The 15,791-nt window shown below is 54.1% G+C and carries 14 protein-coding genes; 3 read left to right on the top strand and 11 right to left on the bottom strand.

What is annotated here, in order from left to right; all coding sequences use genetic code 11:
* Positions 1-21: 21 nt before the first annotated feature.
* From ABH899_RS05515 to citZ, 4 genes are all read right to left on the bottom strand, one after another.
* Positions 22-435, bottom strand: a complete 414-nt coding sequence (locus tag ABH899_RS05515; protein WP_369994632.1) for a hypothetical protein — start codon at positions 433-435, stop codon at positions 22-24.
* 110 nt (positions 436-545) lie between these two features.
* Positions 546-1,490, bottom strand: coding sequence for a malate dehydrogenase (mdh, locus tag ABH899_RS05510; protein WP_009676688.1), 945 nt, complete (start codon positions 1,488-1,490; stop codon positions 546-548).
* A gap of 155 nt (positions 1,491-1,645) precedes the next feature.
* A complete protein-coding gene (gene icd, locus ABH899_RS05505) occupies positions 1,646-2,944 on the bottom strand; it encodes an NADP-dependent isocitrate dehydrogenase (protein ID WP_218229289.1) in 1,299 nt (432 codons plus the stop codon).
* A gap of 149 nt (positions 2,945-3,093) precedes the next feature.
* Positions 3,094-4,206: a citrate synthase gene (gene citZ, locus ABH899_RS05500; protein WP_369994630.1), complete on the bottom strand. Its 1,113-nt coding sequence runs from the start codon at positions 4,204-4,206 to the stop codon at positions 3,094-3,096.
* Between the two features lie 275 nt (positions 4,207-4,481).
* Here citZ and ABH899_RS05495 point away from each other — a divergent pair, with 275 nt between their 5' ends.
* On the top strand, positions 4,482-6,017 hold the full coding sequence (locus ABH899_RS05495; RefSeq protein WP_369994629.1) for a Ppx/GppA phosphatase family protein: 1,536 nt from the start codon (positions 4,482-4,484) through the stop codon (positions 6,015-6,017).
* On the opposite strand, the gene ppk1 is transcribed toward ABH899_RS05495, so the two are convergent.
* Positions 5,977-8,082 carry a polyphosphate kinase 1 gene (gene ppk1, locus ABH899_RS05490; protein ID WP_009676704.1) on the bottom strand — a complete coding sequence of 702 codons (2,106 nt, stop codon included), beginning with the start codon at positions 8,080-8,082 and terminating at the stop codon, positions 5,977-5,979. The two genes, ABH899_RS05495 and ppk1, sit on opposite strands and share 41 nt — an antisense overlap.
* A 254-nt stretch (positions 8,083-8,336) precedes the next feature.
* Between ppk1 and ABH899_RS05485 the strand changes: the two genes are divergently transcribed.
* Both ABH899_RS05485 and ytvI read left to right on the top strand, forming a co-directional pair.
* Positions 8,337-9,380: a S66 family peptidase gene (locus ABH899_RS05485; RefSeq protein WP_369994627.1), complete on the top strand. Its 1,044-nt coding sequence runs from the start codon at positions 8,337-8,339 to the stop codon at positions 9,378-9,380.
* 183 nt (positions 9,381-9,563) lie between these two features.
* Positions 9,564-10,688 (top strand): sporulation integral membrane protein YtvI, encoded by a 1,125-nt coding sequence (gene ytvI / locus ABH899_RS05480; protein WP_016423920.1) that lies wholly within the window; start codon positions 9,564-9,566, stop codon positions 10,686-10,688.
* An 87-nt stretch (positions 10,689-10,775) separates the two neighbouring features.
* On the opposite strand, the gene ABH899_RS05475 is transcribed toward ytvI, so the two are convergent.
* The 6 genes from ABH899_RS05475 to ABH899_RS05450 all read right to left on the bottom strand — a co-directional run bounded on the left by ABH899_RS05475 (position 10,776) and on the right by ABH899_RS05450 (position 15,573).
* Complete coding sequence (locus ABH899_RS05475) at positions 10,776-11,171, bottom strand: FxsA family protein (protein ID WP_326054408.1); 396 nt, start codon at positions 11,169-11,171, stop codon at positions 10,776-10,778.
* A gap of 3 nt (positions 11,172-11,174) precedes the next feature.
* The gene (locus ABH899_RS05470; RefSeq protein WP_009676667.1) at positions 11,175-11,606 is read right to left on the bottom strand and encodes an acyl-CoA thioesterase; all 432 of its coding nucleotides are present in this window, start codon (positions 11,604-11,606) and stop codon (positions 11,175-11,177) included.
* Between the two features lie 110 nt (positions 11,607-11,716).
* Positions 11,717-13,477: a pyruvate kinase gene (gene pyk, locus ABH899_RS05465; RefSeq protein WP_369994625.1), complete on the bottom strand. Its 1,761-nt coding sequence runs from the start codon at positions 13,475-13,477 to the stop codon at positions 11,717-11,719.
* Positions 13,470-14,444: an acetyl-CoA carboxylase carboxyl transferase subunit alpha gene (gene accA / locus ABH899_RS05460; RefSeq protein ID WP_009676686.1), complete on the bottom strand. Its 975-nt coding sequence runs from the start codon at positions 14,442-14,444 to the stop codon at positions 13,470-13,472. Before accA ends, pyk begins: the two co-directional genes overlap by 8 nt.
* Positions 14,434-15,300, bottom strand: coding sequence for an acetyl-CoA carboxylase, carboxyltransferase subunit beta (gene accD, locus ABH899_RS05455; RefSeq protein ID WP_369994623.1), 867 nt, complete (start codon positions 15,298-15,300; stop codon positions 14,434-14,436). Before accD ends, accA begins: the two co-directional genes overlap by 11 nt.
* Positions 15,301-15,384: 84 nt before the next feature.
* Positions 15,385-15,573: a hypothetical protein gene (locus tag ABH899_RS05450; RefSeq protein WP_009676703.1), complete on the bottom strand. Its 189-nt coding sequence runs from the start codon at positions 15,571-15,573 to the stop codon at positions 15,385-15,387.
* Between the last annotated feature and the right edge of the window lie 218 nt (positions 15,574-15,791).

Genomic DNA, 15,791 nt, shown 5'->3' with positions numbered 1-15,791 from the left:
GCCTCATCGCCGGCCGGTCTCTCACAAAATCTGCGGGAACTTCTTCAGCACCAGAAGCAGCACAAAAGCCAGCCCCGCGGCCGCGCTGTACCAGAAAGCCTGGCGCATCGCTTCGGCCCGCCCGTTGATGACGCGGCGGAGGGCCACACCAAGCATCCCTCCGGCGGCGCCGACCACGATAAACAGCGTTATGACTGCTGTCATCCAGGCTGTAGAGTAGGTACCCAGGCTGAGCAGGTAACCGCCTGTCGCAAGCTGCGCAAGCAGAATATACTGGCCGATCCGGTTCAAGTGACGGATCAGTCGGAGCTGCCCCAGCCTGGCGTCCTCCTTCTGCTTCAGGCTGGAATGCAGCAGAAGCGGAAGCAGCAGATAGAAGCCCAGCGTAATAGCTCCTGTCACGTGCAAAAACAATAGAGTTTGCAGTAAAAGCACAATAAGACCCATCCTTCCGGAATTCCACCCGTTTGAACCCGGGCAGAAGAAAAGAGCCGGATCGGCTCTTTTCTTGAATGTTCGGGTTATATGCGCTAACCGGGCTTAAATTAAGCGCCTGTTACGACTTTAATTACGTTGCGAACGGAGTCCGCGGATTTGTCCAGCGCCGTTTTCTCTTCTCCTGTGAGTTCCAGCTCGAATACTTTCTCGATGCCTCCCGCGCCCAGCAGGGTCGGTACGCCCATGAACAAGTTCTCGTAGCCGTACTCGCCTTGGAGGAGAGCGATAGCCGGAATAATGCGTTTTTTGTCTTTCAGGATAGCTTCAGCCATTTGAACCAGAGAAGCTGCCGGAGCGTAATATGCGCTGCCGTTGCCGAGCAGGTTCACGATTTCGCCGCCGCCCGTACGTGTACGCTGTACGATTGCCTCGATGCGCTCCGAAGGGATCAGCTTCTCGATCGGAATACCGCCTACGTTGGAGTAACGAACGAGCGGAACCATATCGTCGCCGTGGCCGCCAAGCACGAAGCCGCGAACGTCTTCTACGGATACGTTCAGTTCTTGCGCGATAAACGTGCAGTAACGGGCTGTATCCAGAACGCCGGATTGGCCGATTACGCGGTTTTTCTCGAAGCCGAGTGCTTCGTAAGCCACGTAAGTCATGGCGTCAACCGGGTTGCTCAAGATAATAACGATGGAATCCGGGCAGTGTGTTTTCACGTTTTCGCAAACGGATCTTACGATTCCCGCATTGGTATTCACGAGGTCGTCACGGCTCATTCCCGGTTTGCGGGCGATGCCTGCCGTAATGATCACGATATCGGAGCCGGCAGCATCTTCGTAAGAAGAAGTACCTACGATGTTGCTGTCAAACCCTTGGACCGGGCTAGCTTCCATCATATCCAGCGCTTTACCTTTTGTCGGGTTTTCCAGCTGCGGAATATCAACGAGGACAACGTCACCCAGTTCTTTTTGAGCCAGCATAAGAGCCGTTGTCGCTCCTGTGAAACCTGCACCTACAACCGTAATTTTATTGCGGCGGATAGCCATTTTTAGTTACCTCCTGGTCATGGTTGCACGCTTTGGACAAGCGGGCATGGTTTTTAGGAAAATGTAAAAACAGCCTTACCTGCCGTTCCGCTAGCGGAGCCGGAACAAGAAGGAATAGCCGGGCAAGCCCGGCTGGTCCTTTTATTCATAAACAATTAGCCCATGTGCTTGATGATTTCGTCGCCGAACTCGGAGCACTTGATTTTAGTCGCGCCGTCCATCAGACGTGCGAAGTCATAAGTAACGGTTTTAGCGTCGATTGCGGACTCGATGCCTTTATAGATCAGGTCGGCCGCTTCCTGCCAGCCCAGGTGCTCAAGCATCATAACGCCGGACAGAATAACGGAACCCGGGTTAACCACGTCAAGTCCGGCATACTTCGGAGCCGTACCGTGAGTGGCTTCGAAAATAGCGTGGCCAGTCATGTAGTTAATGTTCGCTCCAGGTGCGATACCGATACCGCCAACTTGTGCCGCCAGAGCGTCGGACAGGTAGTCGCCGTTAAGGTTCAGCGTTGCGATAACTTCAAAATCAGTCGGACGAGTCAGAACCTGCTGCAGGGCGATGTCGGCAATCGCGTCTTTTACGACGATTTTGCCGGCTTCTTCGGCTTCTTTTTGAGCCTGGTTAGCAGCATCGGTACCTTTCTCTTCTTTGATTCTGTCATATTCTGTCCATGTGAATACTTTATCGCCGAACTCTTTCTCGGCAAGCGCGTAACCCCAGTTTTTGAAAGCACCTTCGGTGAATTTCATGATGTTGCCTTTGTGAACGAGGGTAACGCTCTTGCGGCCGTGTTTGATTGCATATTCGATAGCCGCGCGGATCAGACGCTCGGAACCTTCTTTGGAAACCGGCTTGATGCCGATACCGGAAGTTTCAGGGAAACGGATTTTGTTCGCGCCCATTTCGTTTTGAAGGAACTCGATCACTTTTTTCACTTCTGCGGAACCTTCTTGATACTCGATACCCGCATAGATGTCTTCCGTGTTCTCACGGAAAATAACCATGTCAACCAGCTCAGGGTGTTTTACCGGGGAAGGCACACCGTTGAAGTAGCGAACAGGACGCAGGCAAGTGTACAGATCGAGTTCTTGGCGAAGCGCTACGTTCAGGGAACGGATACCGCCGCCTACCGGTGTAGTCAGAGGTCCTTTGATGGCTACGATGTACTCGCGGATAGCTTCGAGCGTATCGTTCGGCAGCCAGCTGTTGTAGGTGTTGAACGCTTTTTCGCCGGCAAATACTTCGTACCATGCGATTTTCTTCTCGCCTTTGTAGGCTTTCTCGACAGCAGCGTCAAGAACGCGTTGGGAAGCTGCCCAGATATCGGGACCTGTGCCGTCACCTTCGATGAACGGGATGATCGGGTTGTTCGGAACGTTCAGCTTACCGTTTTCAATCGTAATCGCTTGTCCTTCGGTAGGCAGTGCATAATTTTCAAATTTCGGCATGTTAAAATCCTCCTAATCGATTATAAGGTCATAGTTGCGCACCCGGTTTAACCGCGGGCGCACGCAAAGAGAAAGCCGGATTGTCCGGGCGGGGGATGGCTCAGCCATTTCTTCCGCTGCCGCCCGTCTTCGTTGCCGGCCCTGCTTAATTAACGTTCTTCGATCGGAATGTACTTCTGATTCGTAGGGCCTGTGTATTCGGCGCGAGGACGGATCAGACGGTTGTTGTCGTATTGCTCCAAGATGTGAGCAGTCCAGCCGGATGCGCGGCTGATGGCGAAAATCGGCGTGAACAGATCACGAGGGATTTTCAAGGACGTATAAACGGAAGCGGAGTAGAAGTCAACGTTCGGCTTCAAACCTTTGAGGCTCGTAATAAGCTCGTCGATTTGAATGGACATTTGGTACCACTTGCCAAGACCCGTCGATTCCGTCAGCTGCTGGGACATCTCCTGCAGATGCTTCGCGCGCGGATCGCCGTTCTTGTAAACGCGGTGTCCGAAGCCCATGATCTTCTCTTTGTTTTCCAGCTTCTTGTTGATGTAAGGAACGACGTTTTCCACTTCGCCGATCTCCTCGAGCATCGCCATTACGGCTTCGTTCGCGCCGCCGTGCAGAGGCCCTTTGAGGGTGCCGATTGCGGAAGTGATGCCGGAGTAGATGTCCGTCAGCGTCGCCACGGTTACGCGTGCCGCGAACGTGGAAGCGTTGAGCTCATGGTCGGCATGAAGCACAAGCGCCTTATCCAAAGCGGTGATAGCGGTTTCATCCGGCTCTTCTCCAGTAAGCATGTAGAGGAAGTTTGCAGCCAGGGACGGGTATCCTTTGGAAGCAAGAGGCTCTTTGCCTTCACGGATGCGGGCGAAAGCCGCGATAATCGTCGGAATTTGAGCTTGAATCTTGATGGCCTTGCGAACGTTGGATTCGCGGCTCATCTCGTTAGCTTCTTTATCATACAAAGCAAGAGCGGATACAGCCGTACGGAGCGCTGCCATCGCGTTTGTATCGGAAGGATACAATTTAATTTGTTCAAGAACCTGATCCGGAATGGAAGAACTCGCATTTAAATCGCTGCGGAGCTGGTCCAACTCGGCCTGGTTGGGCAATTTACCGAACCAGAGCAGGTAAATGACTTCTTCAAAGGAGGCATTCTCAGCCAAATCATCGATATCTAATCCGCGATAAGTTAACACACCGTCCACGATGGAGCTGATCGACGATGTTGTCGCAACAATACCTTCCAAGCCTTTGGTAGCTGTCATGGAAACCTCTCCTTATTTCACTGGATTGACAAAAACTGCGGTAGCTTTCTTACTAATAATAAAGGATTTTGACCATTATGTGAAACAAAAGCCCATAAAACTTCATTATCAGTACAATAAATAAACTTTCTTGCATCATTCGTGCACATTCGCCCGGTTTGTGGTCTATACTCGGTATTGGTACAATAGGAACCAGAGCAGCCAACAAAATCGGCCATTCATTCATCATACCATATTATTCACAAATTTTCTCGTAAATAGGAGCCCGAACGCATATGAACAGCAGCCGCTACGCCATTATCGACATCGGATCGAACTCGGTCCGTCTGGTCATTTACGAAGTGACGCCTCCGGGCGCCTACCGGATTCTGCATGAAACGAAAGAGACGGCCCGGCTGTCCGAGCGCATCGGCGAAGACGGAGCGATGACTCACGACGGCATCCTGTCCGTCGTGCCGCTGCTGCGCCGTTTCAAACGGATATGCGGTGCCTATTCCGTCGATTCGGTGAAGGCCGCCGCTACGGCCGCTATCCGCAATGCCGCGAACGCCGAAGATATCGCGCGGGAGCTTGCGGAGCGCTCAGGCATCGTCATCGACATCCTCTCCGGCGAAGAAGAAGCCCGCCTCGGGTTTCAAGGCGTGGTCAGCACGCTCGACGTCCGGGACGGGTTCATCGTGGATATCGGCGGCGGAAGCACCGAGATCACCCTCTTCCTGGACCGCAAACGGGTGAACAGCGTTTCCTTCCCGTTCGGCGCCGTGACGGCTGCCCGCGAGTACACTCCGGGCGGAATCGTCCGGCCGGAACGGATCGAGGCGCTCAAGGCGCTCGTCCGGGATACGATCGACCTTCACCCCTGGATCCGGGAGCATGCGCAGCTGCCCCTGGTCAGCCTGGGGGGCGCCGGGCGGGCGCTGGCGAAGCTTAACCAGAAGCGTGTGGATTACCCGCTCCCGGTGATGCACAACTACGAGCTGGAGGAAAACGACCTCCAGAGCTACATGGACCTTCTCCCGTCCCTTCCCGTGGAGAAGCGCAAAAAGCTCGACGGCCTGTCCAAGGGACGCGCCGATATTATTGTTGCCGGAGTCGTCCTCCTTCACTCCGTTTACCGGCAGACGGCCGCTTCACGGATTATCGTGAGCAGTGCGGGGCTCCGCGACGGCCTGTTCTACGAAACGGCCATGCCGGACCGGCTGCCCATCACCGATGTGCTGGAATTCAGCGTGGAAAACATGCTGAAGCTGCATACGCCTCTGCCGCACGATCATCTCCGTCGCGCAGCCGCCCATGCGGCAGCCTTGTACGATGTGCTCGCGGATAGCGCGCCCGAGCTGCAGCCGCGCCACCGCTCGCTTCTTCACGCCGCAGCGCTGCTGCAGCGGATAGGCTACACGGTGAGCAGCTACCAGCACTGGCGCCATACGTTCCACCTCATCACGGAATCCCGTATCGACGGCCTTACCCACCGGGAGATCGTGCTTTGCGCCCTGATCGCCACCTTCAAAAACAAAAACCGGACCCGTCAGCAGGCGCTTCCTTACGCAAACGTGCTGGACAGGTCCGATGAAGACATCGCGGCCAAGCTCGGCTCTCTTCTCCGCCTGGCCACCTCCTTGGATTACGGCGAGAACGGGAACGTCGCCGAACTGGACGTGCGTTCCGTTCCGGGCGAGCTGCACCTGCATCTGCTCTGCAAAGACCAGGACCCGTCGGAAATCGGAACGATCGAAGAAACCGCGGAGGAGACCGGAAAATACTGGTCCTTTACCGCGTATATTCACGCTTCCGCACTTTCCACCGATTAATAGTCATCGCATCGAACTGGCTTCTCACCTTAGGCCCGTTTTCAGCCGCCCGGATATAATTTCCTCCGGGCTGCAGGAAACGGGCTTTTACATTGTCCCGCAGACACAATTCAAGCAGATTGATCACACTCTGCTGCAGCTCCTCATCCCGGACGGGGCACATCAGTTCAATCCGCCGCGTCAAGTTGCGGGTCATCCAGTCGGCGCTCGACAAGTAGACGTCGGGACTGCCTCCGTTCTCGAACCAGTACAGTCTCGAATGCTCCAGAAAACGGTCGACGATACTCCGCACGGTGATGTTTTCGCTCAGATCCGCAACGCCGGGACGAAGGACACAGACTCCTCTCACGATGAGGTCGATCTTCACGCCCGCCTGCGAAGCCTCGTACAGCGCGTCCACCACTTCCTGGTTCGAGAGCGAGTTCATCTTGGCCACGATACGGGCAGGCTTGCCCGCAAGCGCGTGGCGTCCTTCTCTTTCGATAAGCTCGATAAGCCGCGTCTTCATGTCCGCGGGGGCGACGATAAACGCCTGCCAGTCATGAGGCGACGAATAGCCGGTCATTTCGTTGAACAAGGCCGAAGCGTCTTCGCCCATCACCTGGTGGCTCGTAAACAAACCCACATCCGTGTACAGTTTGGCCGTGTTGTCGTTGTAATTGCCGGTTCCGACATGGACGTATCTCCGGAGGCTTTCCTGCTCCTGCCGGACGACCAGCGTGATTTTGGCATGGGTCTTGAGTCCGACCAAACCATACACGACGTGGCACCCCGACTTTTCCAGCTTCCTGGCCCAGGCGATATTCCGCTCCTCGTCAAAACGGGCTTTAAGCTCGACGACGACCGTCACCTGCTTGCCCGATTCGGCCGCTCTGGCCAGCGCCCCGATGAGCGGGGAATTGCCGCTGACGCGATACAGCGTCATTTTGATGGCAAGCACAAAGGGATCGTCGGACGCCTGCAAAATAAAATCCGCCACCGTATCGAAGCACTCGTACGGATGATAAAGCAGCACATCCCGCTCCCGGATCACCTCGAAAAAATCGTCCGTATGCTCAAACTCTTCGGCGTAAACCTGTTCCAGGGCGGGGTAGTACAAATGGGCGCGCCCGCCGACCAACTGAGGCAGCTTGATCAGATAGGTCAAATCGATCGGGCCGTCGATTTCGAAACAGCCTTCTCCGATTTCAAACTCGTCCCGCAATAGCTCCAGGGCATAAGGGTGGATTCCTTTCTCCACCTCGAGCCGGACAGGCGCCCCCCATCTGCGCTGCTTGAGCTCCTTCTCGATCTCTTCCAGAAGATCCTCCGCGCCTTCCTCGTTCAGAGTCAGGTCCGCATTGCGTGTGAGCCGGAAGCCGTTGACGGCGATGGGCTTATACCCGCTGAACAAAGACTCGATATGATGCTTGATCAGCTCCTCCATCCGGATAAATTCCAGCTTCTTGCTGTTGGTGCGCACGGGCACCCGGACAAGCCTGCCCAGATTAAGCGGAACTCTCACAATAGCGAAATACGTGCGCAGGTCCGTCGGCACACAGCTTTCCAGAACGACGGCCAAATAATTGGACTGCGTATGCACCAGCGGAAAAGGACGGCTCTGGTCCACGGCCATCGGCGTCAGTACGGGAAACACGATTTCATGAAAATAGGTGTCCATTTCCTTCTGCTGAGTGCTGTTGAGTTCATCGTAGGAAGGGAAAAAAATTCCCTCGCGGGCCAGTTGGCGCGTCAAATCGCGAAAAGCTTTATACTGGTCCGCCACCATGCGGTTCGCTCTCTTCAGCAGGCGTTTGAGCAGACCGGACGGCGTATAGCCGGTAAAATCTTTTTTATGATAGCCGGCTTTCATCTGATCCAGAATTCCCGCTACCCTTACACTCATAAACTCATCCAGATTGCTGGATACGATGGACAGAAATTTTGCTCTTTCCAGCAGCGGAGCCGTCGGGTCCTGAGCTTCTTCCAGCACGCGGCGGTTAAACTCAATCCAGCTCAAATCACGGTTTACATACTTATAGCAATCGTTGCTTTTAACGCCTTCCGGCTTTTGATTGTTTTCCACGAAACCCCAGCTCCCACTTATCTGCAATTTCTATTCTATACCTCTATTGTACAAGGGTTGTTCGGGGGGCATGTTTGCGCTGTATTTTTGCTTTGTTAATTTTATGTAAAAGTTTCGCGGAATGTTTTCCCCGTATTAAATTCGCCCGTTTCGGCGTTCAGGCAAGGATTTACTCCGGTAACGGCGAAAAGAACGAAGCAGAGCCTTTACGGTTTTTTTCAGGCAAAACAAACGACAAGAAAGGAGATATCCGTATGAAAAAGCGCATAGTTTATCCGCAGCCGTTAAAAAAAGGCGGACGCATCGCCGTGACAGCCCCCTCCAGCGGAGTGGAGGAGCCTCTCCATCATCTTCTCAAGGCATCGAAGGAAGCGCTCGAACATTCGGGATACCGTGTTTTGGAGGGTCAAACTATCCGGACCAACGACAAGTGCGTCAGCACGGGGAAAGAAGAACGTGCCCATGAGCTTCAAAGCTTTTTGCTGGACGATACGGTTGCGGCCGTAATCCCCCCGTGGGGCGGTGAGTTCCTTATGGACATTTTGCCACTGCTGGACTGGAACTTATTGAAGGCGAACCGGAAGCCCAAGTGGGTTCTCGGCTATTCCGATATCAGCACGTTTATGTTTGCGTACACGCTGCTGACCGGACACGCCACCGCGCACGGGACGAACTATATCGACATGAGTTCCGGACAACTGGACGGGACATCCGCACGATGGGAGGCGGTTTTAAGCACGGCTGAGGGGGAAACGGTGGAACAAGCCTCGTCGGAGAAATTCCAGTCGGCCTGGGATTTTTCCAAACCCGGTTTTCAACTGGATACCCCGACTTCCTGGAAAATACTCGGCAGCGAAGACGATCTCGCTTATGAGATAAGTCTCGAAGGCCGTCTGCTGGGAGGCTGCATGGACACGCTGTCCATCCTTGCCGGCACTCCCTACGCTCCCGTCCGGCCGTTCGTCCGGAGCTACTGCCGCGAGGAAGGCGTGCTTTGGTACTTGGAAAGCTGTGAAATGAACGCGGCCGACATTTACCGGCACCTGTGGCAGATGAAGCAGTGCGGGTGGTTCGAGCACGCAAAAGGCATCCTGATCGGAAGACCCGCCGGCTACGGCCCCGTCAAAAATTTCGCTCTTAAGGATGCGCTTCATCACGTATTCGACGGGCTCGGCATCCCTGTACTTTATGACCTCGACATCGGGCACGTCCCTCCCCAACTGACTCTCGTGAACGGAGCTTTTGCGAAAGTTAAAGCGTCGGGAGGAGCCGGAAACCTCACGATGTCCTTCGTCTAAGGCGGCCGGCAGATTCAGCAGAGGCTTATTGCGGGTATTGGTTCTCAGAACTTAAGTCAGAACTTAAGGCAGGCACGGTCCTATAATCAAGGAAGTTCAGAGAAACACTATACTTGCTCCTTGTGATTTAGGGATTCATCCCGTCCTGTAGTAAACTCATTTCGAGCGAGAAAGAGGAAGCCTATGAGAGTGTTCAATCCGTACCTGCTGCACAAAATTTTCCGGGGAGCTCTGGTCCTGCTGTGCCTCGTGGCGGGCTGGCTGCTGCTGCGGTACGTGTCCCCGCTGATTTATCCCTTTATCATCGGCTGGCTGCTGGCCTATGTGCTCAATCCGATCGTCAACATGCTGCAGCGGAAGGCCAAAATGCCGCGTTGGCTGTCCGCCACGCTGGTCATCCTTCTATTGATCGCCATCACGGTTACAGCCATGACCCTGCTGGTGACGAAAGTGATCGTAGAGCTGGGAACACTGGCTGAAAATTTACAAAGTATGATCAATGGCTGGAAAGATCAGGCGACCGGATTTTTGAATTCGGCCTGGTTTCAAGGGATTGTCGGACAGCTTAATGATTTTATGAGAGCCAACAATCTGGATCTCAGCAGCAACCTCAGCTCCGTTACGGGAACGATTGCCGATTTCAGCTCCAATGCCTTGAAATATATCGTCAACTCGCTGATTCATATCATCCAGTCCCTGCCTAACATCGCGACCGTATCGATTATAGTGTTGATGGCGACCTTCTTTATTAGCAAAGACTGGTACCGTCTCGTGATGCGCTACACCGTACTGGTGCCGGAAACCGTCCGCAAAGCGACCCGTCTCATTTCCAGCGATCTGCAGAAGGCGCTGTTCGGTTTTATGCGCGCTCAGCTTATTCTGATTTCCCTGACAACGGTCGCGGTCATTATCGGACTGGTCATTCTGCGTGTGGATTTCGCCGTCACCATCGGCCTTCTGATCGGCTTGTGCGATCTGATGCCTTATCTCGGCACCGGCGCCGTCCTCGTTCCGTGGATCATTTACTGCTTTTTCAAAGGCAACCTCTTCCTCGGAATCGGACTGTCCGTCCTGTACGGTCTGATCGTCATCGTGCGGCAGATAATGGAGCCCAAAGTGCTCGCCTCAAGTGTAGGGCTGGATCCGCTCGCCGCCCTGATTGCCCTGTTTGTGGGACTTAAGCTGTTCGGCGTCGTAGGACTTATCCTCGGCCCCGTGCTCATGGTGGTCCTGACGGCAGTCTATAAAGCGAACGTCTTCCACGATATTGCCCGTTACATAAAAAATGGCCCGGCCGCGAACACGTAGGTTCGCTGACCGGGCTTTTCTTCGACCTGCTTAATCGAAAGCGTCGAAACGGCACCGTTTGCTGTTTCGACGCTTTCGTTTTTCGTTTTACCTGCGGTTAATAAACATGAACCGACCGTTTCTCATCAGCTTCTGCAGCAGGACGAGCAGCCCCATTTTAAACAAGGAACGTGTAAATGGGAGCACCAGAAGCAGACCCGCCAAATCGGTAAGGAAGCCCGGAACGATCAGCAGCAGTCCGCCGACAAAGACGCAGACGCTGTCCAGCACGGAATCCGTCGGATTCTGGCCCATAGACAGCTGATTGCGGGCGTAAGGCAGGAAACGGGACGCTTCCTTTCTCACGATAAGAGCCCCCAGAAGACCCGTCAGCAGAATCAGCCCGAACGTCATCCAGCCCCCTATCAGATGGGCCATACCGATGATACATGCGATCTCAAGGACCGGAACAATAATAAAGACGGCAAGCGCAATGCGTAACACCGGCTATCCACCCCTTTGCAGCCATTCGTATAATTCAGGCACTTCTTTATCTATACGTACAGGCTTCCAGGAAAGATTCACCCAAGCATGCCTCGTGATGCCCGTAACAAGAAGTTCTTCTCCGCGCCGCACTTCGTACTCAAACTCCAGTTTCACCGTCGTGTAGCTTGTAACGCGGGTCAGAATCGTAAGCTCGTCGTCATAGCGGGCCGGACGCACATACTTCAGTTCGGCACCGACGACCGGCAGCAGCAGTCCCAGCTCCTCCATCCTCTTGTACGGAAATCCTCTGTCCCGGATATATTCCGTGCGGGCGATTTCCAGCCAGGTCAAATAATTGGCATGGTACACGACTCCCATCTGGTCGGTTTCCTGATACCTGACCCGGACGCCGTATGGAAACCATTCGCGCTCATTCGTTGCTTCATTCGGCAAGATTCATCCTCCTATCTTTTGTTTCAACGGTTTCGAGGCTCTGTCCTTATAGTTTGAAAAAAAGAGTGAACCCGCACCAGGCGGACTCACTCCTTTCTTATCCGAATCGCTTACAGGACGCGCGCACGTCCCGAGTACACAATCCCTACTTCAGGGAACAAGGTAATTTCCATGTCGTCCTTGATCAGGTCAAGGGCGCGCTCAACACCGACGATAACCGGGATGCCCAGGCTGAGAGCTACTACCGCGGCGTGGGATGTGATCCCGCCCACGTCCGTGATCAGACCCGCCGCACGCTCGATAGCCGGCATATATTCCTTGTCGGTCGTATTGGTGACCAGAATAGCGCCGTCTTTCATTTTGCTGACGGCTTCTTCGGCTGTTTCGGCCGTCACGACAATGCCTTTCGCGTGCTGGGTGCCGATACCGGTTCCTTTGGCGATCATTTCGCCGACCTGGTGAACTTTCATCAGATTCGTAGTACCGGAGCTTCCGATCGGCACGCCGGCCGTGATCACGACGATATCGCCGAGATCCACATAGCCTTCGCGGATGCTTCCGTCGACCGCTTGCTCAAACAGCTCGTCCGTCGTTTGCGCGTCCCCGTGGAGAAGGACAGGCTGCACGCCCCAGACGAGGTTCAGACGGCGCATAACCTGCGGGTTGCGTGTTACCGCAACAATCGGCGCCTTCGGACGGTATTTGGATACCATTCTTGCGGTATAACCGCTTTCCGTAGCGGTTACGATCGCTTTGGCATCCAGTTCAAGAGCGGCGTTCGCGACGGATTGGGAAATGGATTCCGTTACCGTCGTTTGCAGCGCGTGCGCTTGACGCAGGAAAATCTCGCGGTATTCCAGAGCCGCTTCCGCACGCTGTGCGATGCGGGACATGGTTTCTACCGCTTCAACCGGATATTTCCCGGCAGCCGTCTCGCCGGACAGCATAACCGCGTCGGAGCCGTCGAACACGGCGTTGGCCACGTCACTTGCTTCGGCACGGGTCGGGCGCGGATTGCGCTGCATGGAGTCAAGCATCATCGTAGCGGTAATAACCGGTTTGCCGACCAGGTTACACTTCTTGATCATTTGCTTCTGTACAACCGGCACGTCTTCCGGCGGAATTTCCACGCCAAGGTCGCCGCGGGCAACCATCAGGCCGTCGGAAACTTCCAGGATTTCATCCAGGTTGTCAACGCCTTCCTGGTTCTCGATCTTGGAGATGATCTGGATATGAGAAGCGTTGTGGCGCTCAAGCAGTTCGCGGATTTCAAGCACGTCGCTTGCTTTACGGACGAAAGAAGCGGCGATGAAATCGATGCCCTGCTCGATACCGAATACGATATCGTTAGCGTCTTTTTCCGTAATACCCGGCAGCGAGATGCTGACGCCCGGAACGTTCACGCCTTTTTTGCTTTTAATCGGACCGCTGTTCACGATGAGGCATTTGATATCGTTTCCTTGAACGGCTTCAACCGTCAGGCCGATCAGACCGTCGTCGATCAGAATCGTGTCGCCGGGCTTAACGTCTTCCGCCAGGCCTTCATAGGTCACGGACACGCGTTCACGATCTCCGAGAATTTCTTCGGTCGTCAGGGTAATCATCTCGCCTGCGGCCAATTCGATCGGTTCTTCTTTCAGTTTGCCGAGACGGATCTCAGGCCCCTTCGTATCCAGCAAAATGGATACGTTGCGGCCTCCGAGTTCTTCGCAGGCAGCGCGGAGGTTTTTGATCCGGCCGCCGTGCTCTTCAAAATCGCCGTGAGAGAAGTTCAGTCTCATCACGTTCATTCCTGCCGTTACGAGCTTCTTGAGGTTTTCTTTGGACTCGCTTGCCGGTCCGATCGTACATACAATTTTTGTCTTACGCATGGTTACCCTCCTGAGTAAATGTATATCTGCCTATTTGTCTGAATTTGAGGTACCTGTCTTCTTTGAGTTCCTCTTCCGACATCGCTAACAGCGGCTGCATGTGCTCCAGAACGGCCGCTTTAATATTCGCCGACTGGAGCTCCAGATCACGATGGGCACCACCCTGCGGTTCAGAGACGATGCTATCGATAACGCCCAATTCCGCAATATCCTTGGCGGTGATTTTCATCGCTTCCGCGGCATGCAGGGATTTGGATGCATCGTTGTACAAAATGGATGCGGCCCCTTCGGGACTGATAACCGAGTAAATGGCGTTCTCAAGCATCAGCACCCGGTTGCCGACGCCAAGCGCGAGCGCTCCGCCGCTGCCTCCTTCGCCGATCACGACGCAGACGACAGGCACGCGAAGACCGGCCATGACAAGCAGATTGCGCGCAATCGCTTCCCCTTGGCCCCTCTCTTCGGCGGCGTTGCCGGGAAACGCCCCTTTCGTATCGATGAACGTAATGACAGGACGGCCGAACTTGTCCGCCTGTTTCATCAGACGAAGCGCTTTACGGAAGCCTTCCGGATGCGGACAGCCGAAATTGCGGGCAATGTTGTCCTTCGTGTCCTTGCCCTTCTGATGACCGACGACCGTAACGGGAAGCCCGTCCAGCTTGGCGACGCCTCCGATAATGGCGAGGTCGTCCCCATACAGACGGTCTCCGTGAAGCTCTACGAAATCCGTAAAGATTCTCTCTATATAGTCGATGGTCGTCGGACGCTGCGGATGCCGGGCCAACTGCATTTTCTCCGATGCGGACATCGTCGAATACAATTCCTGCTGCAGCTCGGCATACCGTTCCTCCAGACGTCTGATTTCATCCGTGAAATCGATTTTCTTCTCTTCACCGAAACGCTTCAGTTCGTCAATTTTGCTGCGAAGCTCAGTCAGTGGCTGCTCAAATGACAATTCACCCGCCATAATTCGCATCCCCTTTCATCACGTGCATGTCAAGCAGTTTGATCAGCGTTGTCCGCATGTCTTTGCGTGCCACAACCTTGTCCACCTGTCCGCGCAGAAGGTTGAATTCCGCGGTTTGGAAGTTGTCGGGCAGTTTCTGCTTGATCGTCTGCTCGATGACACGTCGGCCGGTGAAGCCGAACGATGCCGCGGGTTCCGCGATAATAATATCGCCGAGCATGGCAAAGCTTGCCGAAACCCCTCCGAAAGTCGGATCGGTAATGACGGAGACAAACAAGCCGCCTTCCGAGTCAAGCTTCTGAATAGCCGCACTCGTTTTTGCCATTTGCATCAAACTGAGAATACTCTCCTGCATGCGGGCGCCGCCCGAAGTCGAAAACAGAATGAGCGGATACTTCTTCTGGATGGCGCTCTCAATGGCGCGCGTCAGCTTCTCGCCTACGACAGAGCCTAGGGAGCCGCCCATAAAGTCAAAACTCATCGCGCCAAAGACGACCGGATATCCGCCGACCGTACCTTCACCGGTAACGATGGCATCCTTCAGGCCGGTCTTGTCCTTCGCTTTGGTGATTTTATTCTCGTAATCCGGAAATCCGAGCGGGTCTTCCGAAATCATATTCTCGTCATACTCGAACAGACGCCCTTCATCGAGGGTCATCGTCATACGTTCCATCGCATTTAATTTGTAATGATAATTGCAAGACGTACAGACTTTCAAGTTTTTCTCAAGCTCTTTACTGTATTGAATAGTTCCGCAGCGCGGACATTTATTCATCAGCCCTTCGGGTATATCGCGTTTCGCTTTCTCGGAAGGGATCGTTGCATATTTGCGTTTCTGAAAAAGATCCTTTAGCACATTTGCACCTCTCTGGCTTACAATTTCCGCTCCAGCCGTCTCGCTGCGGAGGTTTCGTAAAACACGCCTTCGCAACCGCTGCGGTCAGCGATGTAAAATGGTGTTGAGTACTTCTTGAACCTCTTCCACTTCACCCTCGGGAACCACGATTTCAAATTGGTTCTTGGTCATGGAGATTGCTCGAATTTGGACCAGAAACCCCTCCTCCGACAGGCGTTGCTTTATACGCTCCGCAATTTTGGCGGTGGGGGCAATATAAATCACGGTCCACATGGGGATATACCTCCTCAACAGTACCCGGGTAAAATGGATAGCGCCAAAATGAAAATGACGCGGCAGCGTATCTCTAGCCTTCACTTTCCGTTCTCTCAAGTTCTATACAATGGAATAATGATAACACAACCTCTAATTTTCCCGCAAGGAAGGGTTGTCTTCCCTAAGAGGCTTCCGCTCCGCTGACACCTGAGATTAAACATGGAAAAAGAAGGATG

Origin of the sequence: Paenibacillus sp. RC84, from assembly GCF_041260495.1 — a bacterium.
GTDB lineage: Bacteria > Bacillota > Bacilli > Paenibacillales > NBRC-103111 > Paenibacillus_F.
This window is presented reverse-complemented; position numbering and strand designations above follow the sequence as displayed.